Here is a 16,446-nt window from a genome sequence, read left to right on the forward strand (position 1 = left end):
CGCCGAAGCGGGGGCTACGCCTTCCCTGGCTATTAGAGCCGGATCGCTGACAGATTGTCGCTCAGCGCAGGATTATCCTAGATCGCCAAAGATCCCTATGTCTGTCGGCCTGATATGATATTTCTGTCAGCCATGGCTTACTTGTTGATCTGTTATTTTCCGTTAAACCAATCCTCTACTGCTAGAGTGATTGCGCCAACCGTAAACAGTATAGCCAGCCAACATACAGAAGAGATAATTCCGGAAAGCAAACCACCGTAATCGTTATATGATATTTCGAAGAATCGAGCTACGGCATTCATATCATTTGTTAAATACTTAATCAGCCAGTCACCTGGGTAAAAGAATATCCATTCTGCCCAGTTGTCTACATCACTAATCGTGATAGCACCATCATGATTCATATCCGCATGGAATTCCCAATTTCTAGGATCTTTCTGTGCGAATACAGGCCCTAGCTCAACAATATCATTCTCATTATTAGGCATAAACGCCTCCACAATTAGCTATGTCTGGTCACTCACGCCGCTCAATCACCGCAGGACTATCCTCGCGAGTGTAATACCCCGCCGGATACCCTTCCCAGCCCTCGTCCGGCACCGGCCCCAGTAACGACAGCAGCTCCTCCGGTCGCGTCACCTCCGGATCCAGCCACTCCGCCCAGGCGTCAGCCGGCAGAATCGCCGGCATCCGCGGATGCACCTCTCCAACGACCGAATTCGGCTCAGTCGTGACAATGGCACACGAATCGAACGCCTCGCCGCCCTCGCCCTTCGGCGGCTCCCAGCGGCCCCACAGGCCCGCCATGAAGAAGGGCCGCCCGTCCTTCCGCCGGAAGTAATACTGCGGCTTGCGCTTCTCACCTGTGTCCCTGGGCTCATAGAAGCCATCGGCGGCAATCAGGCACCGGAAATGGCGAAACGGAAACTGCCACAACCGGCTGCTTGCCAGGGTCTCGGCCTTGGCATTGATGGTGGAGTACCGGGTCTTGGGTTGCTTCTCGAACGGCGGGATGTAGGGCCAGCGGAGCAGAGTCATTTCCCGCTCGCCGGCGGTATCGACACGGCAGGCGAGGACTTCCTGGCCGGGCAAAATATTGTAACGAGGCGGCATGTCGCCGAGCGCGCAGCGGGCCTGGGCCAGCTCGGCGAAGCGTTTGGGTGTGGAGATTAGGGCGAAGCGGCCGCACATGAGGATAGGGGATCTCACTCCTCGCCGCGGGGGATAAATCCCCCATTACGGATGGTGCCGATGGTTCGCACCCCTTGAGCGTCGACACGCTCTAGCCACCCCGGGTACGAGGCCGACGCGTAGTAACGGGTCGAGGCATTCGTCACTCTCCTGGGCAGCTCACCAGAGCGACGGTCCGTTTCGACGGCAGCGAAGACCGCATCAGGGTCTATGCGCTTTTCGCTCATGTTGCATACTCTTGATGGGGATATAGACCAGCCGCCAGCTCACCACTCCAGGTCCTCGGCGCACTCGTCAACGGGCGTCTCCATGCCGTCCCGGAGCGATTCGCGCATACCAGGGACAGATAGCAGAAACAGCGTCTCCTGGATCGCATCCCAATCTTCTGCGGAAACCAGCACCGCACTGTTTCGCTTCCCCAATATCAGCAACGGTTGATGTGATGATGCGGCCTCATCGATCAGGCGATACAGGTTCGCACGGGCTTCACTGGCCGTGATTGCAGTCATGATACCTCTCCGTCAGAGCTGTGGCAGGCTTCTTTGAGCGCTACAGCAGTCATGACTGCGGCGGTTGATATCCATCACGCGTGCTGGTGGTGATCACTATTAGAGCCGATCAGGCTTTCCAGTGGGATATGAAGCCCCTGCCAGAGCCTTCTAATCATAGTCAGCGTGAGCGGACGCTTTCGCGTCAACACCTCGGAAACCCGACCACGACTACCCAGGTAAGGCTCCAGATCCTTGCGGTTCAGCCCCATCTGGTCCATGCGGAACAAGATCGCCTCAATGGGATCTGGTGGCTCAATGGGATGATGCCTTTCTTCGTAGGCTTCAACCAGCGCGATCAGGACATCCAGCTTGTCGCCAGCAGGCGTGTCTTGTTCAGCCCCCCAAAGGCGCTCAATTTCAGCCAGGGCTGCATCATAATCCTGCTCTGTTTTGATCGGTTTGATATCCATGTCGCTATCCCAGTTTGAGTTTGTCGTACTGTCGATGGGTTCCGACAAACTTGATATACAATGCCTGCCGACCGTAATCGATATCAACAACCAGGCGGTACTTGTTCCCCGCAATATTAAACACCACCAGCGTGTCTGTGATGATGCTGGCCGAGCCAAATTGGGCCTTAATATCGTGCGGAGTTTTCCATTCAGCCCGGCTCGCTTCAGCGTGCCAGGACTTCAGTGGCTCAGCAGCATCCTTGTACCTGGATTGCTCATAGAATTCTCGTAGCGTTCGTTTGGCGATTACCCTCATTTCTGAAAATTTTAACATGCTCCCAAATTGGGATCAAGTATTTTTTGGGGCCGCCCTCGGCGGGCGCCGGCGCAACTTTCCGCTGTTCATGCGCGAGATAGAATTTCGATTCAATCACCGTGATGATCCTGATGCCGTCAGTTACCTGTACAAACTGCTAAAATCTGGTCCGATCCCTTGGTTTTTTTGTGGAGAAAAGTATGACACCTGATCACGATCATTCCAAAGAAAAGAGTGCGTTTATCCGTGCAGTGATCGCCGGGCTGGAGGATCTGGAGGCGGAGCGCGAGGTATCATTTAACGAGGCCAGGGCGCGTCTACTTCCAATGGCTGACCATGAAGGCTGCCAGGATCCCCTGGCAGATCCTCCCTAGCAGCGCCTCGACCTTAGCCACACCCATGGAAATCTGGATACCTGGTCAACAGGGTACGGCTGATGTCGAATCAGCCGCGGTATCCGGGGGAGAGGCCGTCAGGTCGGTGATTTGAGATCGCCGATACCGGGCAGTTATTTCCGATAATGGGCGCTATCAGAAATAAATATCCTGATGTGTACTAAATGGTACGTACTACATACCGTGTACTCTGTACTATACAGTACACTTCTCAAGTGCACGGGCGCATAAGTGACTGAAATCACTTGCGACCTTTCTCTATGGGAACCGGCCTGGCTGGCCGTGGTGGGTGTACTGCTGATACTGCCTGGTGGGCAGAGACGCACCCCTCCCCTCCGCCCCTCCCCGCCAGGGGAGGGGGACCCGCAGCCGGGGTGGCTGCGGTAGGAGAATCGGTCAGCGCTGGCTCAGCTGATAGACAGGCGCCGGCTGGTCGAGCACATCGATGAGTCCCAGCACCGGGGTCAGCACCCAACCGCCTGCCCGGATCCCGAGCAGTACGAACAGCAGGATCAGAGTCCAGCGAAACAGCCGGTCAATGACCGTCGGCCGGTTCGCCGCCTGCCGGCGCCGGCACTGGCGCAGGAACGCTTCTTCGTTGGCCTGGCGAAAATCGTTGTTCAACATAGCTGATCTCCTGTTGTGGTTGCCGATCACGCAGAATACAGACGGATTTCTATATTCTGTGTGGCCTGTCGGCCACTGCCCCCGCTCCCGACAAGGGTTTTGCAGACCACGCGCGCAGCGCTGTCCAGGCATGCAACGGCTGATCGCAGCTCGCGCGTTTACGAACGGCCCCAGCGGGGCCGTGAGTGCGCGAGACCGATCTGCCGGGCACCCGCCAGGGCCGCGGCCGGCGCAGCCGGCCTAGCGGTGCCTTGACTGCGTGAGCACGTGGGCATCCTCCCCCCAAACGGGAGCGGGGAACCCGGGAGCCGCGCCAGCGGCGATGTGAGATCCATGTCAGTCGAGGGAGTGTCGGGTCGGCAGCGAGCATCGCTGCTGGGCATCTATGAAATGCCGGGCAGCCCCGCGCTTCCGGAGCCGTAGGCGGAGGCAGCGGGGCGGATCGGATGGAGTGGTGGTCGGTGGTGCTGGGAGGTGGGTGCCGACACCCCCGCTACCGGAGCCCGCGGAGCGGGCGGAGGCAGGGGTGGCGGAGGTATGTGCGGATACAGTCAGAAACTGACTGTTTCTGATAATATTGAGACTCAGTCTGGGAGTCGGATTGAGAGTGAAAATGCGACTCCAGGATCTTCGATGATGTCAGGCACCGGAGGCACGACACCAGCGGTCAACTGCACCAGATCGCCGAAGGCGCCAGCGGTCAGAGTCGGGAACGCCGCTGGAACAAAGTTCTGCTGAGTATCGCCGTATTCGAGGCAGCGGTAATGGACGCCGGCGAAATAGCCCACATCCAGAGTGATACCCGCGAGCTGACCGAGCTGCCAGCGCTCACCAGCTCCCAGGTACCCGGCCCTACAGTCGTAACTATCTATATATGATGCACCGGCGATGTACCAGTCGCTCGTGTGATATTCCAGGCCCAGGCCCGGGTTCACTTCGTTGAGTTGGGATCTGGGGGTGTCGGTGTCGAAATGGCGGCTCACCCCATTGACCGTGAGTCTCCATTCATGGTCCGCCTGGACGGCCGGCGCGGCGGCTAGCATCGAAATCAGGGATGCTATTACGCTAAACTTTCTAGAAATGTTCATCTTGTGTAACTCCTTTAATCAACCATGTAGGATCACTGGCTTATTCCAGTGAGAAACTAGAAATCAGGTGCAAAAATGACTTCGAAACAGGACCTGGTCAGACGCCGCCGAGAAGAGCTCAAGTCGATGGGGTACAAATCCGCCGAAATCTGGTTGCCCAGGCAGCAGTACGACGTCATCGATGAGCTGGCACGAAAATCGAGAGTCAGCAGGTCGGTCATGATGGAAGAGCTCCTGTCGGAAGCGCTCCGTCATCGACAGCAGCACGAGGAATCCTGACCGCCAGCGCCCCTCCTCCGCTCACCTCTAGTGCCAACCGCGCAGCCGCATCCGCCGACGCAAACCGCCTGATTTCTCCCCGCTTCGTCGCCAGTCGCATCGTCGATCGGCCCACTTGGGCCGCCAGGCCCCAGCCCTGACCTTCCTTCGCCATATATAGAGTGTCCACGGCCCCGGCCTCGACCAGAGCCCGCAAGGTCTTTTCATCGATTCCGCACATCTCGCCTCCGTATTTCAGATATTGGGTGCCAGTTTCTTGACAAGTGCTTCTAGAAACTTTATCATAACTTTCGAGAAATGCAAAACGGTTACCAGAACCTGAAATTCGGGAGACGCTCATGAACAAACTGACCCTCACCCTCACCGCCGCCCTGGTCCTGACCACCGGCTGCGCCACCCAGCCCAACAACGCGCAGATCGGCTCCGTCGTCGGCGGCGCTCTCGGCGGCGCGCTCGGTGCCGAGGCCGTCGACGGCGACGGTGAAACCGCCGCCATCATCGCCGGCACCCTGGTCGGCGCGGCTATAGGTGGCGCTGTCGGCCAGAGAATGGATGAGGTCGATCGGATGCGGGCGCAGCAGGCACTCGAGACCCGCCGCGACGGCCGGAGTGCAGCTTGGCGGAATCCGAACACGGACACCCGGTACCGGATGACACCGACCGAGACCTACCAGACCTCCAGCGGCCCCTGCCGTGAATACGTCCTAGACGCCAAGATCGGCGGCCGCACTGAGCAGGTCCACGGGGTCGCGTGCCGCCAGGCCGACGGCAGCTGGAAGGCGCAGAGCTGAGGGAGGTCACGATGTCTCGTACTCAATACACCCTCGCCGCCCTGGCGCTGCTGCTGACCCTCCTGCCGGCCATCGTCCTGGCCGGTGGGCAGACCAGCACGACGATCGAGATCCCGGTCGACGTGCTACGCGCTGACACCGACCACCAGATCCGCGAGGCCCTGCTCCGACGGCAGCAGGCCGGCACCCACCACATCGACTATCTCGTCCCGCGCCGCCATCGGCGCGATGTCACTCGAGCACTGGAGGGATTGGAGGGGCGCTCGATTGAGCCCTACGGAGGTGACACCGTGCGTGTGACATTCACCCCTATTGCTGAGCAGGCCGAGGATCCAGGGCCGGCAGACATCCCGGCAGCCGAGCACGAAGCCCAGGCCGAGCAGGCACCGGCAGAGCCGGATGCATCAGCACCGGCACCTGCACCGCAGCCCCAGCCGGATCCCGTCGCCGAGCACATCGCTCTGCTGCAAGAGCGCCTGGACGCAGATCAGTACCTCACCCCGCGCCGCGCTGCCGCCATCGACGTAGTGCGCACGCTGGAGGCTATGGAGGACGACCGCCGTGCCCAGCAGGCCGCCGCCGACGCCCGCGCCCGCATGAGCCAGGACTACCAGCGCTGGTCCGAAGCTCGCCTCAAACGCGGCGACCTCGACACAGCCACGACGTATGCGAGACGCACAAACAAAATCTTGCCCGGCAGCGGCGACCAGTTGCTCGCCGAAATCGAGCAAGAGCGGCAGCGGCTGGCCGCGGCCGAGAAGCCGGCCGAGGTGCCGGAGGTGGTATATGAGCCGGAGCCGGAGTCGGAGCAGGCCCGGCGGAAAGATCCGGTTAAGGCGGTCGGTGATGCGGTCGGTGGGCTGCTCAATGGGATTTTTGGGGGAGGTGAGTGATGAGTGACGATTTTTTGCAGTCTAACAGTCAGTGGGATGTGTCTCCGGAATGGGCTGACGGGCCGCTGATCCCGCCAGCGGTGAAACGGTGGGCCCTGCGCGGGCTGGTCGGACTCGTGGTGCTGGTCGTGCTGTGGGTCGCCATCGCTGCCGGCGTCGATGCGTATCGCGAGCACCAGGCCCGGGCGGCTGCGGAGGCGGAGGCGCAGGCGCGCGCAGAAGCGGCTGCGCGCCGGGCGGCTGAGGCGGAGGCCGAGCGCCGCCGGCTGCTCCAGCAGCGAGAAGAAATCATTCAGCAAATCGAGGTGCTCTAACATGTTACTGAGTCGATACAGAGAAGATTTAAATCGGCGCGCAGACGAACTGGAGGCGCAGGCCGAGCGCTATCAGCAGCAGGAGCAACAGCGCGAGCAGGAGTGGGCACAAGAGCAGCAGCACGCCGAGCAGCAGGCTGACATCGAGCGCCAGGTCGGCATCGAGCAAGACTGGCTGAATGAGCAGGCCGCACTCGATGCAGACCAGCGCAAAGAGTTGGCGCAGCAGGAAGAGCAGCGGCGAGAACAGTTCGAACAGGAACGTGCCGAGCGTGAGACCGCGGAGCAGGAAGACGCGGCCGAGCAGCAGTCTGAGGCCGAAATCGAGCACCAGCGGTTCGTCGAAGACCAGCAGATCCAGCAGCAGCGCGAGGACGAAGGCCACCAGCAACAGGAGGCCCAGCAGCGCAGCGCGCAGGAACTGCGCGAGCGGGATGAGCGGACTGCGCCGCCGGCATCAGGCCAGTGGGGCCCGGACGGGATCAGTGAGCGCTGGGATCGATTCGAAGCCCGCGATGCAGATTATCAGGCCCGCATCGACGCGGAGCAGGACCCGGAGCGGCGCGCCGAGCTGGAGTCTGAGCGCGCCGAGGCAGCTGAACGGATGATGGCCGACTCCCGCGAGCGCAGTGCTGTTTGGGCAGCCACTGACCAGGAGCGCGAACAGCACCTGGCCGAAGCCCAGCAGCACCGGGAGCGCGCGGACGAACTGCGCGGCGGCGATGAACGCCAGGCCGAGCAGCAGGAACAACAGCAGGAGGAACGTGCCCAGGAGCAAACCCGAGAAGAGCAGGAGGCCCAGGCCCAGGACCAGCAACAGGCCCAGGCCGAGCAATCAAATCTGGCCCGCCTCCAGCAGCAGAACCGACAGGCACAGGCCCAGGGCCAGGAACAGCAGCAGGCTGAACGTAGCAACGACGAAATGGAGCGATAACGATGATGACGAAAAACTGGATCAATCACGAAGCGGCGGTCATGCATTGCGCCGCGCAGGCACTGATCACAGCCAGCGGAACTATCCCGCTCGGTGGGATCCAGCGAGTCATCAACGATGATGAGTATCGAGCTCGCATGATTGACCGCATCGACCCGGATCGCGCCAGCGCCGCCACCCGGTCAGCTATTCGCTACTGGACCGATGAGTACCCGCGGATGTCTGATCTCGTCCGTAGCGCCATCACCACTACCGCAATCTCAGGAGCAGCAGCATGAGCGAAACAATCGAAACCACAGCAGAACGCGTCGACGGCGCGCAGCCGAAACGCACTGCAACAATCGGCATCAGCGCCGGCCTCAGCGGCCGGATCCAGAACATGGTCACCCGCTGGGTGACGAAACTGCTCGCAGGCCGCGTCCCCGGCCTCGACCCGATCGCGATTGCGCCGGCCGGTGAGAGGCTGTCTCGCGTCGATCTCGATGACCGGCAGCAGCTGTCCTGGCTGCTCTACCACGTACTGCTGTCTGTAAGGGCGGCGGAGCGGATTTGGCACAGAAAAAAAGCGCTCGACATCATTATATTGGGCCTGGTCGTACTCGGCGCGGTACTCGTGCCGATGGCCCTGTTTGTCGTTCCGCTGACATCGATGTTCGTGGCGGCTGGTGTAATGGGGCTGGTGAGTGCAGCTGGTCTGTTTTTCACTGGGCGGATTGCGCGCTGGCTCGCACCCGATCAGCTGATTGATGAACACGATGAAAACGCCGCTCGATCCGTGATTAAACGGGCATTGCTGCGTGACCTGCCTGACAACTGCCCTTCTGATTTGGCTGACCGCTGGCGTCTCCCGTTTGCTGACGAAAATGGTCGACCGGTGAGCGAGGTAGGTCCGGATGACGTCCTGGATGAGACTCTCCGGCAGCACGTAATGGGGTATCTGGCTCGTGTCGTGATTCTGATCACGATGCCAGTGGCCATTTTTGCTGCACCAGTCCCGTTCCTGACCCTGCTCGTGATTACCTACCTCTCACTGCTCGGCGTTGGAGCAGGCGTAGTGTGGATGATGGACCGCTCGCCGATCGCCGAGCGTATGTCAGAAGCTGAGGAGACAAGCGGCCAGCGCGCCGATCTCGCGCTGCACCTCGAGCGCGGCGGCGATGTTTACGGTGAAGTGGCGCAGCGGGCGCGACAGAAACAGATGGATCGTGCCATCTCCGACGAGTCCCCCTTCTTCGAATTGGGCACGTCAACGGGCATTTTCGAGGCCAGGGGCGATGCGTACAGCCCGAACCCGGGTTTGCCGTTTGGCTACTCGGCGCAGGACATGTCGATCCCGACCTTGGTGTTGGGCGGCAGCGGCACCGGTAAAACGACCTCGTTTTTCAAGACAGTCGCCAAGCAGTGGGCCACCAGCCGTGCCGGTGGCATGCTCATCCTGGATGGCAAGGGTCAGCTCCCCGGCACCCTGATTCCGCAGACAGGTGGCCGGCTGATTTCACCCGGAGTCGACACGTTTAGTCTGACCGAGGGCCTGGGGCCGATCGAGTACGTGCAGGCCCTGGAGGAGGTCTACGCCAAGCGCGCAACCGGCGACGCCGCCCATTGGCATGCAGAAGCCGCGCACATGCTGAGGCAGGCCGCGGTGCTGCTCCATGCGAGCAGCGAGGACTGGACTGCGTATGGGGTCTATCAGACTGTGATGAGTGCGGACTACCGGAGCACTGTCATCGACTCTATCCGCGAGGAATATGCCGGTGACCCGCTCGTTGAGCTGGCTGCGAACTTCTGGTCTGACGAGTATCCCCAGATCCCGGAACGGAGCCTGGGCAGCATCCTGTCGACGGTACGCGAATGGTACGTCCCACTCCTGTCCAGCCGCGAGCTGCTTGAGTGGGCCCAGGCTGACAGCGGCGTGGACCCCGCAGGTGTGCTGCACGGTGAGCACATCGGCTTCGATGTGCCGCGCACGCGATACGGGACTGGCGCGGAGCTGATCTCATCGATGGTCAAAGCTCGCGTGTACCGCTCGGCCAAGATGCGCGGTGATGGCTGGCGAGACACTCAAGGCCAGACACCTGCCCTCATCGTCGTGGACGAAGCACAGGCCGTGGTCGGTGACGAGGATGTGGACATCGCACCGGAGGCGCGCTCGCTCGGCCTCACGCTGGTCTATGGCACACAAACGATCGAGGGGATGTACGCCTCGATGGGTGAGGCGAATGCGAAAAAATTGCTCGAGGTCTGCGCCAACCTCGTCGCCCTCCCCGGTCGCAGCCGGTCGACTGACGACTGGATCGCTGACCGCATCGGCGACATTTGGCGCGCCCGCATCGGGCACGTCGCGGGTACGCCGAGCGCTCATACCGCTATCACCTCCCGACTCCAGAGCGGCGTCGTCTCCCTCGCCCGCCACGACGAATATGTGGGCAGGCTCGTGCGGGCAGAGGGTGTCCCCGCGCTGCACGCGCCGTATGCCGCAATCTCGTCCAAGGTCGCGTCTGCGCTGGGCGAGCTGGGTGACCAGGTGCTGGGCAGCCTCGTGCCCTCGCCGACGACCACGGAAATCGGCCTGCACCCGCTGGTTCACGGCGGCGAGGTGGAGACGCTCTTGGCGGAGCCCTTCACCGCCGTCGTGCAGGTGATTCGTGGTGGCGTGTTGCGCCGAGATGTCATTCGGATGAACCCGGATTTTTCGTGAGGTGAGCCATGACCAGTGCACTCGAAAGACTCCAGAAAAAAGTCCGCCAGGAGCTGGCGGAGGGCAAGGTCCAGCGCATCACGCGGGCACAGTCCGGGTCACCCTGGGTGACGCCGGCTGACTACGACGAAGACCCGGACGATCCGCTGCTCACGCTCGCCCGCGACATCCACCGGGCGCTCCGCGAGGAACACGACCGGCTCATGATGATGTCAACGTGGCTGTCACGGCAGATGCGCGCGACGGAGCGATTTTTCAGCTCAGTCGACGCCATGAACTCGGCCATGGCCGACATGCTGAGCGGCGACACCCTGGACACGATCAGGGCGGAATTTGGCGACAGGATGGAACTGCACAGGGACGTAATAATGTCCCGGATCGCGCGCATGCGGGAAGCCTCGCTCGAGGAGATCCAGCACCTGGCCGCTGTCACTGAGCGTGACAGCTCGCCGGGCACGGGGTCGGCGGCCAAGGATGCCGATGCCGGGCAAGATGATGGCCCGGCGGGCGGCGAAGTGAGTGACGAAGAAATTTCCGAAATGGCGGCCATGATTGCTGGCCGCCGAAATTCAACCAACGACGACGATGATGACGTAAAGGAGGCCGAAGATGGCGATGATTAAAGCACAGACCAGTGATAAACGAGTGGGCAAGCGTGTGTCGCTGCCAGAGCACCTGGATGCGGAGCTCCAGTCATACTGCGTGTGGGCCGGTGTCACGGAACGTGATTTTTTCGAGCAAGCGGTGGAGCTCGTATTTGCCAAGGACGGTGACTGGAAGCGGCACAAAAAGGCGGCCGCCAAAGGTGCAGAGACTGTCAAACCGGCTGGCGGAATGGCGGCTGGCGACGGCACCGCTGGCTGACACAAATATTTGTCAGACGAGTGTCATTTGATGGACATGAATATTCTCGCCCCCCCAGGGCTTCTCTGGAACGCGTGGAAGCACGTTTTCGCGGGGTCCATCCCCTTTGGGATGGACGTCCGAAAACGTGCTAGCCACAACTATTTTTGCGTTCCCGACGAGCATCCTTTGGGGGGCGATAACATCATTGTCCATCCAATATTTTTTGATCCGCGAAACGATTTAGCTCGCCGGATTTTGCCAGTTCACTGTGGAGCAAAACCATGTCTCAGGCAGACCTAAAATCGATCACAGATCGACAAAAAGCCGAGCTCATTGAGCAGCGGAAAATCTTTGCGAAGGCCATCAAAAAAACATCTTCAGCCACACAGAAACTGTATGCCCAGCGCGGTGAATACTGGTGGGGCAGGATCAGCCAGGGGGATTGGCCGCATGATCACACGATGGCCCGCGGCACATGGCAGTCTACCCGATCTGGGGTCCGCTGGTACGCATCTATGCTCGCCGTCGAAGGCATCGATCGAGCGCTCAAAAAGGCCGATAGGGGCGAGCTGACGCGGGCGGAGTGGCTCGATATCCAGCGTACGATTGAGCGTGCCACAGATATCCATTACGCCTACCCCGTAGGTCGCCAGAAACAAGAGACCCAACCGGAAATTAGGCGCATGAAAGAGTCGAAAAAAATCAAGCTCAAGCGACTCCCGGAAAATTGGCGTGAGCGAATGTGGGAGGCGGCAACAGGCCCAGGGGTCAAAGATCGGCGTCCACATCTGGCAATGTTGGCTCTGACAGGAGCCCGGCCAGAGGAGTTGCACAAAGGCATCCAGATCCGGCGTGTCGGGGACGACGCAATCGAATTTACGATACAGGGCGCCAAGCTCAGGGAGGCCCGCGGCGATGAGGTCGGACACGGACAAGAATGGAGGAAATTCAGAATCGATGAGGTCAGTGATTCGGTTGAGGGGCGCTTTCTAATTGAGCTGATGGAACATAAAAATGCCGAGCGCGGCCGGGCGTACAGCATCGCAGGGCCTACTCCCGATGTCATGCGGAAATATGTTGATCGGACAGCAAAACGCGCATTCCCGGATATCCGAAATCCTGGAATTTCGCCCTACACATACCGCCAGTCATTTTTCTCCAGACTGAAAGCGCAGGGTGTGAAAATGACCGATATCTCAGGCGGCGGGGGGCAACAATCTACGCGGTCTCCCGGCTGGTACGGCCGCCGTACTCAGTCGAATATTGCTGGCAAAGGCGGACGGATTTCAGGCATTGAATATGCGACACCGGTGCGTGATCGGCAAGCCGAGAGGAACCTCTATTGGCAACCTGCTGAGCGCGAACAAGCGATGGATCGAGGAGACGATATGGAGTGGTAGCCCGCCACTCTCTCCCCCACCAGCCGGCCTTGAGCCGGCTTTTTTGTGTCCGGTCGGCAGTGCGATGTGGTGGGTCATTTTTTGGGTCGATTCGTGGGTCGTTTTTTCGACCCACCCTCGGCCGTGGGTCATTTAATGACCCATAAATGGGTCGTTTTTTAGCCCCAGGAACCGTCGTGGGTCGTTTTTTGGGTCATTCCATGGGTCATTTTTTGGTCCACAATGACTGCGCGGGGCCCGGCTCGTCGCCGGGCATTGTCCGCTGGGATTTCGAGCAAGATGAGAGCAAAATTATCGCATGGATCTTCCGCGCTTTTTGGACATCGAGGCCAGCTCTCTGGGCCGGGATTCCTACCCGATCGAGATCGCCTGGTCGACCCCGGATGGCGAGATCGAGTCGTACCTGATCAACCCGTATCAGATCCCCGACTGGACCGACTGGGACCCGGCCGCGGAGGCCATCCACGGTCTCTCCCGGCGCTACCTGAGAGATCACGGCGAGGACCCGAAACTCGTGGCCGGACGCATCCAGGCGGCGTTGGCTGGGCAGCCGGTGTACTCTGACGCGCCTGAGTACGATCAGGGCTGGCTGGAGACGCTATTCCGGGATGCGCTGGGCGTGGCATGCCCGGTTCGCCTGTACCACATCATGGAACTATGGTTTCCGGAGTATCACCCAGTGCCCGAAGACGAACCGGTGCCGCCACTGACGCCCCGCGAGGCCAGGCTCAACGAGCTCTATTCGGCCGCCTGGGACGACATTGAGGGCCAACCCCACCGGGCCGGGACCGATGTGCAGCACCGGCTGGCCTGGTACCGGCGGGCGCAGGCCGAGTTTGGAGATATCCGGTGACCCTGCCCTGTTTTCTCGATTTCGAGGCCAGCTCCCTGGGGGTGAACTCCTACCCCATCCAGGTGGCCTGGTCGCGGCCGGAGGGCGATATCGAGTGCTGGCTCATCTCGCCGGCCGGCATCCCGGAGTGGGATGACTGGGACCCGAATGCCCAGGCTGTCCATCAGATTCGCCGCGAACAGCTGCTCGAGCACGGCCAGCCGCCGGCCTGGGTGGCCGCGCGGATGAATGACCAGCTCGCCGGTCAAGTGGTATACGCGGGTGCGGCCTATGACAGCCTCTGGCTCCAGACGCTGTTCGAGTTCGCCGAACAGGCACCGCGCTTCGCGCTGGGGGATTACTGGGGCCTGATCCATGACCTCATGCCGGCCTCGGTCACGCGGAAATACGGGTGGGCGACTGAGTGGGGTGAGGCGGCCTGGCGGCGTACCCCGGGCCGCCGGCACGATGCCGGCAATGATGTCCAGCAGATGATCGAGTTGTATCGGATGGCGCTGACGCGAGGGCGAGCCAACAGATAGGAGGTCAGCATGAGCACAACAACACGCGTCCAGATAATCGGGGATTCAGTGGGCGTGATCCTGCCCAAGGCCGAGGTGGAGCGCCTTGGCCTCAAGCCAGGGGACAAGCTCGTCGTCACATCGGGGCCTGACGGGATCCACCTCCGGATCATGACGCCCACGATGAAATCGGATCTCGACGCCTACGAACGGGCAACCGAGCCCTACACTGCCGTCCTCCGGGCCCTGGCCGACGACGACGACAGCGACTGATCTCGCCAACCGATACCCTCCCCGACTCCCAACCACGCCTCACGACAGCCAGAAACAGCCAGACCAGCAGAGCAGCACAGCCAGGCCAGGCCGGCGCGCCGGGGCGGATTCCGGGCCAGGACCTGGTGCTGGCCGGGCCGGTGTCGCACGCCGGGGCCTGGTGCTGAGCGGGATGCAGTCGCGCCGGCCAGAGACTATCCTGTCCCACATGCCGCCTATCACGCCAGCCGAGCTCTCCTCCCGCCTCGAAACCGCCGCCCAGCAGCTGCGGCAGATCCGGTTCGCCAGTCTTGTGCTGATGCGGATCGGCGAGAGTGTGTTCGGTGGGCGGTCGTTGTTGAGGGGGCCAGGGGGAGTCGTTGGCCGGCGGAGGGGGCCAGGTGGTGAGGATGAGAGTGACGTTGAGCGTTGACCACGACACTGAGGCCGCCGTTCGTCGTTTCCTGGCCTTGATTACAGGCCGCTACGATATCGCCGGCGCGGTCATCTATGGCAGCCGCGCGCGCGGCACGCACCGCCCCGACAGCGATGTTGACGTTGCGGTGCTTTTGAGAGGTGAGCACAAAAGAACTCTCCCGACGACGCTTGCTATGGCGGATGTCGCCTACGATGTATTTTTCGACACCGGCATCGATATCTCCCCTTTGCCGGTATGGATTGATGAATGGGAACACCCGGAAACCTCATCGAATCCAGACCTGCTGCGCAACATCAACCGGGAGGGGGTGTGGTTGGAGTACGGTGACTGATGGCCGTGTGTCTCCCTGTAGATCATATTTAAGCTATTCGCGGCGGGTTGGTGAATTCTGTATTAAATTTGAGCTAGGAATCAGAACAGCCAGGATATTGGATTAAATATGAACTATGCCGGTGACCCTAGACCGTTGGCTGGGTGTGCCACGTAGAACATCATCACGAGAACACTCCATGCTCGAGAGCCCCTAACAGATCCAGCACCTGGCGCTCGCCCTCCTCGCCCTGCTCTACGTGCTGAAGCGGGGTCTTCCAGTCCAGCGCGGGCTTCGGCGTCGACATCCAGCGCTCAGCCGCCTCTCGATCTCCCAGCACCTCTATAGCGTTAGCAAGCACGGAATCAACGCTCATAGGTCACCGCAGTTCTCGTAACGCCTGGACAAGCCGGTATGCAGCCTCATATTGCGGGGCGGCATGGAATTCGGGGTCATCGGTCTCGACGCGGCGCCGGTAGAGCTTGATGACGGTCTCTGCCGTCTCACCCCACGGGTCGGCGATGATCCGTTGGATCAGTCCCAGATAAGCCGTCCGATCTCCTCGTGAGATGACCTCATCCACACCAGTGAGTGAATCCAGATCCGGTTTCGACAGCCGCACGCTCATGGGTCACAAGAGTCACAGGACAAAATCGTTCTCAACAGCAGGCCGATGCGCGTCGCAGTAGCACCAGAGCCCGCCCTCAGAGATATTGCCAGGCTCACCGCAGACAATGCAGGTACGCTCAGAACGCGCCTCGGCCTCTTCCACGATCCGATCGAAGCTGTCATCGCCCGCAGGGCTGTAGTCATCGTGATAGATGCGAAGAGTCCCGTATTTTTCTTTGATATCAGTGATATGCGGGTACAGATCGTCGGGCAAACCCATCCGCTCTGCGGCCTTCTCCAGCTGCCTGAGCGCATCCTCGATGATCTCTGCCCAGGCTGGCGGGCAGGAGAATCCGACCGGCCGTGGGAAAAGCCGTGGGTACCTGGCTCGGATCTCCTGGGTCTTCTTGTGCCACGCTTCGGCTTGCTGCTTATCCATCACTGACTCCATACATACGGACAGACCCGTTCCACGGTCAAAAGTCACCTGGCTCGTAACACTGTCACACTGTGTGACAGTCACACAGTGTGACGCCCGTGCATGGCGCGGTCGAGGATCTCGCGCAATACACTCGAAGCATCCGCCCTCTCGCCCGCCCGCATCCGCTCACCGGCCTGGGCCATGAGCCAGTCGAGCTGGCTCTGAGTCAGGCGAAAACTCCGCGCCCGCATTTCACTCGCGCGGCGTGTCGGAGTCTCCTCCTTGTCACACTGTGTGACAGTGTGACGCGTGTGACTGTGTGACGGCTGAGGCTGGGGCTCTGCTTC

26 protein-coding genes are annotated in these 16,446 nt (G+C 60.9%); 14 read left to right on the forward strand and 12 right to left on the reverse strand.

The window, feature by feature from the left end; translation table 11 throughout:
• Positions 1–152: 152 nt before the first annotated feature.
• From COW1_RS10805 to COW1_RS10840, 8 genes are all read right to left on the reverse strand, one after another.
• Positions 153–488, reverse strand: coding sequence for a hypothetical protein (locus COW1_RS10805; protein WP_201344184.1), 336 nt, complete (start codon positions 486–488; stop codon positions 153–155).
• 28 nt (positions 489–516) lie between these two features.
• Positions 517–1,191, reverse strand: a complete 675-nt coding sequence (locus COW1_RS10810) for an SOS response-associated peptidase (RefSeq protein WP_201344185.1) — start codon at positions 1,189–1,191, stop codon at positions 517–519.
• Positions 1,192–1,205: 14 nt separating this feature from the next.
• A complete protein-coding gene (locus COW1_RS10815) occupies positions 1,206–1,418 on the reverse strand; it encodes a hypothetical protein (RefSeq protein ID WP_201344186.1) in 213 nt (70 codons plus the stop codon).
• A gap of 39 nt (positions 1,419–1,457) precedes the next feature.
• The gene (locus COW1_RS10820; RefSeq protein ID WP_201344187.1) at positions 1,458–1,700 is read right to left on the reverse strand and encodes a type II toxin-antitoxin system Phd/YefM family antitoxin; all 243 of its coding nucleotides are present in this window, start codon (positions 1,698–1,700) and stop codon (positions 1,458–1,460) included.
• 74 nt (positions 1,701–1,774) lie between these two features.
• Entirely contained in the window at positions 1,775–2,152 is a 378-nt protein-coding gene (locus COW1_RS10825; protein WP_201344188.1) for a type II toxin-antitoxin system HigA family antitoxin, read from the reverse strand.
• A gap of 4 nt (positions 2,153–2,156) precedes the next feature.
• Complete coding sequence (locus tag COW1_RS10830) at positions 2,157–2,468, reverse strand: type II toxin-antitoxin system HigB family toxin (RefSeq protein ID WP_242466424.1); 312 nt, start codon at positions 2,466–2,468, stop codon at positions 2,157–2,159.
• Positions 2,469–3,241: 773 nt separating this feature from the next.
• Complete coding sequence (locus COW1_RS10835; protein WP_201344189.1) at positions 3,242–3,472, reverse strand: hypothetical protein; 231 nt, start codon at positions 3,470–3,472, stop codon at positions 3,242–3,244.
• Positions 3,473–4,056: 584 nt separating this feature from the next.
• Entirely contained in the window at positions 4,057–4,560 is a 504-nt protein-coding gene (locus tag COW1_RS10840) for a hypothetical protein (protein WP_201344190.1), read from the reverse strand.
• A 126-nt stretch (positions 4,561–4,686) separates the two neighbouring features.
• Between COW1_RS10840 and COW1_RS17275 the strand changes: the two genes are divergently transcribed.
• Positions 4,687–4,839 (forward strand): ribbon-helix-helix protein, CopG family, encoded by a 153-nt coding sequence (locus tag COW1_RS17275; protein WP_370590905.1) that lies wholly within the window; start codon positions 4,687–4,689, stop codon positions 4,837–4,839.
• Here the strand turns inward: COW1_RS17275 and COW1_RS10850 are convergent.
• Positions 4,778–5,179: a hypothetical protein gene (locus COW1_RS10850; protein WP_201346136.1), complete on the reverse strand. Its 402-nt coding sequence runs from the start codon at positions 5,177–5,179 to the stop codon at positions 4,778–4,780. The two genes, COW1_RS17275 and COW1_RS10850, sit on opposite strands and share 62 nt — an antisense overlap.
• Here COW1_RS10850 and COW1_RS10855 point away from each other — a divergent pair.
• The 13 genes from COW1_RS10855 to COW1_RS10915 all read left to right on the forward strand — a co-directional run bounded on the left by COW1_RS10855 (position 5,178) and on the right by COW1_RS10915 (position 15,090).
• Positions 5,178–5,630, forward strand: a complete 453-nt coding sequence (locus tag COW1_RS10855; protein WP_201344192.1) for a glycine zipper domain-containing protein — start codon at positions 5,178–5,180, stop codon at positions 5,628–5,630. The genes COW1_RS10850 and COW1_RS10855 overlap by 2 nt on opposite strands.
• Before the next feature lie 11 nt (positions 5,631–5,641).
• On the forward strand, positions 5,642–6,523 hold the full coding sequence (locus tag COW1_RS10860) for a hypothetical protein (protein WP_201344193.1): 882 nt from the start codon (positions 5,642–5,644) through the stop codon (positions 6,521–6,523).
• A complete protein-coding gene (locus COW1_RS10865) occupies positions 6,523–6,837 on the forward strand; it encodes a hypothetical protein (protein ID WP_201344194.1) in 315 nt (104 codons plus the stop codon). Before COW1_RS10860 ends, COW1_RS10865 begins: the two co-directional genes overlap by 1 nt.
• Position 6,838: 1 nt before the next feature.
• Positions 6,839–7,771, forward strand: a complete 933-nt coding sequence (locus COW1_RS10870) for a hypothetical protein (protein WP_201344195.1) — start codon at positions 6,839–6,841, stop codon at positions 7,769–7,771.
• Between the two features lie 2 nt (positions 7,772–7,773).
• Positions 7,774–8,049: a hypothetical protein gene (locus COW1_RS10875; RefSeq protein WP_201344196.1), complete on the forward strand. Its 276-nt coding sequence runs from the start codon at positions 7,774–7,776 to the stop codon at positions 8,047–8,049.
• Complete coding sequence (locus tag COW1_RS10880) at positions 8,046–10,469, forward strand: TraM recognition domain-containing protein (RefSeq protein ID WP_201344197.1); 2,424 nt, start codon at positions 8,046–8,048, stop codon at positions 10,467–10,469. The genes COW1_RS10875 and COW1_RS10880 overlap by 4 nt, the downstream gene beginning before the upstream one ends.
• An 8-nt stretch (positions 10,470–10,477) precedes the next feature.
• Entirely contained in the window at positions 10,478–11,092 is a 615-nt protein-coding gene (locus COW1_RS10885) for a hypothetical protein (protein ID WP_201344198.1), read from the forward strand.
• Positions 11,079–11,333 carry a hypothetical protein gene (locus tag COW1_RS10890; RefSeq protein WP_201344199.1) on the forward strand — a complete coding sequence of 85 codons (255 nt, stop codon included), beginning with the start codon at positions 11,079–11,081 and terminating at the stop codon, positions 11,331–11,333. Before COW1_RS10885 ends, COW1_RS10890 begins: the two co-directional genes overlap by 14 nt.
• Before the next feature lie 263 nt (positions 11,334–11,596).
• Entirely contained in the window at positions 11,597–12,715 is a 1,119-nt protein-coding gene (locus COW1_RS10895) for a hypothetical protein (protein WP_201344200.1), read from the forward strand.
• Positions 12,716–13,013: 298 nt separating this feature from the next.
• Positions 13,014–13,568 (forward strand): hypothetical protein, encoded by a 555-nt coding sequence (locus tag COW1_RS10900; protein ID WP_201344201.1) that lies wholly within the window; start codon positions 13,014–13,016, stop codon positions 13,566–13,568.
• On the forward strand, positions 13,565–14,089 hold the full coding sequence (locus COW1_RS10905) for a hypothetical protein (RefSeq protein WP_201344202.1): 525 nt from the start codon (positions 13,565–13,567) through the stop codon (positions 14,087–14,089). Before COW1_RS10900 ends, COW1_RS10905 begins: the two co-directional genes overlap by 4 nt.
• A 9-nt stretch (positions 14,090–14,098) precedes the next feature.
• Positions 14,099–14,341, forward strand: a complete 243-nt coding sequence (locus tag COW1_RS10910; protein WP_201344203.1) for an AbrB/MazE/SpoVT family DNA-binding domain-containing protein — start codon at positions 14,099–14,101, stop codon at positions 14,339–14,341.
• Between the two features lie 389 nt (positions 14,342–14,730).
• Positions 14,731–15,090, forward strand: a complete 360-nt coding sequence (locus COW1_RS10915) for a nucleotidyltransferase domain-containing protein (RefSeq protein ID WP_201344204.1) — start codon at positions 14,731–14,733, stop codon at positions 15,088–15,090.
• Positions 15,091–15,253: 163 nt separating this feature from the next.
• Here COW1_RS10915 and COW1_RS10920 read toward each other — a convergent pair whose 3' ends face one another.
• Genes COW1_RS10920 through COW1_RS10930 form a run of 3 tightly spaced genes read right to left on the reverse strand, consistent with a single transcriptional unit; the run spans position 15,254 to position 16,117 of the window.
• Positions 15,254–15,445, reverse strand: coding sequence for an MbcA/ParS/Xre antitoxin family protein (locus COW1_RS10920; RefSeq protein ID WP_201344205.1), 192 nt, complete (start codon positions 15,443–15,445; stop codon positions 15,254–15,256).
• 3 nt (positions 15,446–15,448) lie between these two features.
• A complete protein-coding gene (locus tag COW1_RS10925) occupies positions 15,449–15,697 on the reverse strand; it encodes a hypothetical protein (protein WP_201344206.1) in 249 nt (82 codons plus the stop codon).
• Between the two features lie 12 nt (positions 15,698–15,709).
• Positions 15,710–16,117 (reverse strand): hypothetical protein, encoded by a 408-nt coding sequence (locus COW1_RS10930; RefSeq protein WP_201344207.1) that lies wholly within the window; start codon positions 16,115–16,117, stop codon positions 15,710–15,712.
• Positions 16,118–16,446: the final 329 nt, after the last annotated feature.

This window comes from Thiohalobacter sp. COW1 (assembly GCF_016629505.1).
Classification (GTDB): domain Bacteria; phylum Pseudomonadota; class Gammaproteobacteria; order Thiohalobacterales; family Thiohalobacteraceae; genus Thiohalobacter; species Thiohalobacter thiocyanaticus_A.

What these genes read in the sequence shown, in the direction of transcription:
- COW1_RS10805 (WP_201344184.1), bottom strand. Translation starts at nt 488, where the DNA reads ATGCCTAATAATGAGAATGATATTGTTGAGCTAGGGCCTGTATTCGCA.
- COW1_RS10810 (WP_201344185.1), bottom strand. Translation starts at nt 1,191, where the DNA reads ATGTGCGGCCGCTTCGCCCTAATCTCCACACCCAAACGCTTCGCCGAG.
- COW1_RS10815 (WP_201344186.1), bottom strand. Translation starts at nt 1,418, where the DNA reads ATGAGCGAAAAGCGCATAGACCCTGATGCGGTCTTCGCTGCCGTCGAA.
- COW1_RS10820 (WP_201344187.1), bottom strand. Translation starts at nt 1,700, where the DNA reads ATGACTGCAATCACGGCCAGTGAAGCCCGTGCGAACCTGTATCGCCTG.
- COW1_RS10825 (WP_201344188.1), bottom strand. Translation starts at nt 2,152, where the DNA reads ATGGATATCAAACCGATCAAAACAGAGCAGGATTATGATGCAGCCCTG.
- COW1_RS10830 (WP_242466424.1), bottom strand. Translation starts at nt 2,468, where the DNA reads ATGTTAAAATTTTCAGAAATGAGGGTAATCGCCAAACGAACGCTACGA.
- COW1_RS10835 (WP_201344189.1), bottom strand. Translation starts at nt 3,472, where the DNA reads ATGTTGAACAACGATTTTCGCCAGGCCAACGAAGAAGCGTTCCTGCGC.
- COW1_RS10840 (WP_201344190.1), bottom strand. Translation starts at nt 4,560, where the DNA reads ATGAACATTTCTAGAAAGTTTAGCGTAATAGCATCCCTGATTTCGATG.
- COW1_RS17275 (WP_370590905.1), top strand. Translation starts at nt 4,687, where the DNA reads ATGGGGTACAAATCCGCCGAAATCTGGTTGCCCAGGCAGCAGTACGAC.
- COW1_RS10855 (WP_201344192.1), top strand. Translation starts at nt 5,178, where the DNA reads ATGAACAAACTGACCCTCACCCTCACCGCCGCCCTGGTCCTGACCACC.
- COW1_RS10850 (WP_201346136.1), bottom strand. Translation starts at nt 5,179, where the DNA reads ATGAGCGTCTCCCGAATTTCAGGTTCTGGTAACCGTTTTGCATTTCTC.
- COW1_RS10860 (WP_201344193.1), top strand. Translation starts at nt 5,642, where the DNA reads ATGTCTCGTACTCAATACACCCTCGCCGCCCTGGCGCTGCTGCTGACC.
- COW1_RS10865 (WP_201344194.1), top strand. Translation starts at nt 6,523, where the DNA reads ATGAGTGACGATTTTTTGCAGTCTAACAGTCAGTGGGATGTGTCTCCG.
- COW1_RS10870 (WP_201344195.1), top strand. Translation starts at nt 6,839, where the DNA reads ATGTTACTGAGTCGATACAGAGAAGATTTAAATCGGCGCGCAGACGAA.
- COW1_RS10875 (WP_201344196.1), top strand. Translation starts at nt 7,774, where the DNA reads ATGATGACGAAAAACTGGATCAATCACGAAGCGGCGGTCATGCATTGC.
- COW1_RS10880 (WP_201344197.1), top strand. Translation starts at nt 8,046, where the DNA reads ATGAGCGAAACAATCGAAACCACAGCAGAACGCGTCGACGGCGCGCAG.
- COW1_RS10885 (WP_201344198.1), top strand. Translation starts at nt 10,478, where the DNA reads ATGACCAGTGCACTCGAAAGACTCCAGAAAAAAGTCCGCCAGGAGCTG.
- COW1_RS10890 (WP_201344199.1), top strand. Translation starts at nt 11,079, where the DNA reads ATGGCGATGATTAAAGCACAGACCAGTGATAAACGAGTGGGCAAGCGT.
- COW1_RS10895 (WP_201344200.1), top strand. Translation starts at nt 11,597, where the DNA reads ATGTCTCAGGCAGACCTAAAATCGATCACAGATCGACAAAAAGCCGAG.
- COW1_RS10900 (WP_201344201.1), top strand. Translation starts at nt 13,014, where the DNA reads ATGGATCTTCCGCGCTTTTTGGACATCGAGGCCAGCTCTCTGGGCCGG.
- COW1_RS10910 (WP_201344203.1), top strand. Translation starts at nt 14,099, where the DNA reads ATGAGCACAACAACACGCGTCCAGATAATCGGGGATTCAGTGGGCGTG.
- COW1_RS10915 (WP_201344204.1), top strand. Translation starts at nt 14,731, where the DNA reads ATGAGAGTGACGTTGAGCGTTGACCACGACACTGAGGCCGCCGTTCGT.
- COW1_RS10920 (WP_201344205.1), bottom strand. Translation starts at nt 15,445, where the DNA reads ATGAGCGTTGATTCCGTGCTTGCTAACGCTATAGAGGTGCTGGGAGAT.
- COW1_RS10925 (WP_201344206.1), bottom strand. Translation starts at nt 15,697, where the DNA reads ATGAGCGTGCGGCTGTCGAAACCGGATCTGGATTCACTCACTGGTGTG.
- COW1_RS10930 (WP_201344207.1), bottom strand. Translation starts at nt 16,117, where the DNA reads ATGGATAAGCAGCAAGCCGAAGCGTGGCACAAGAAGACCCAGGAGATC.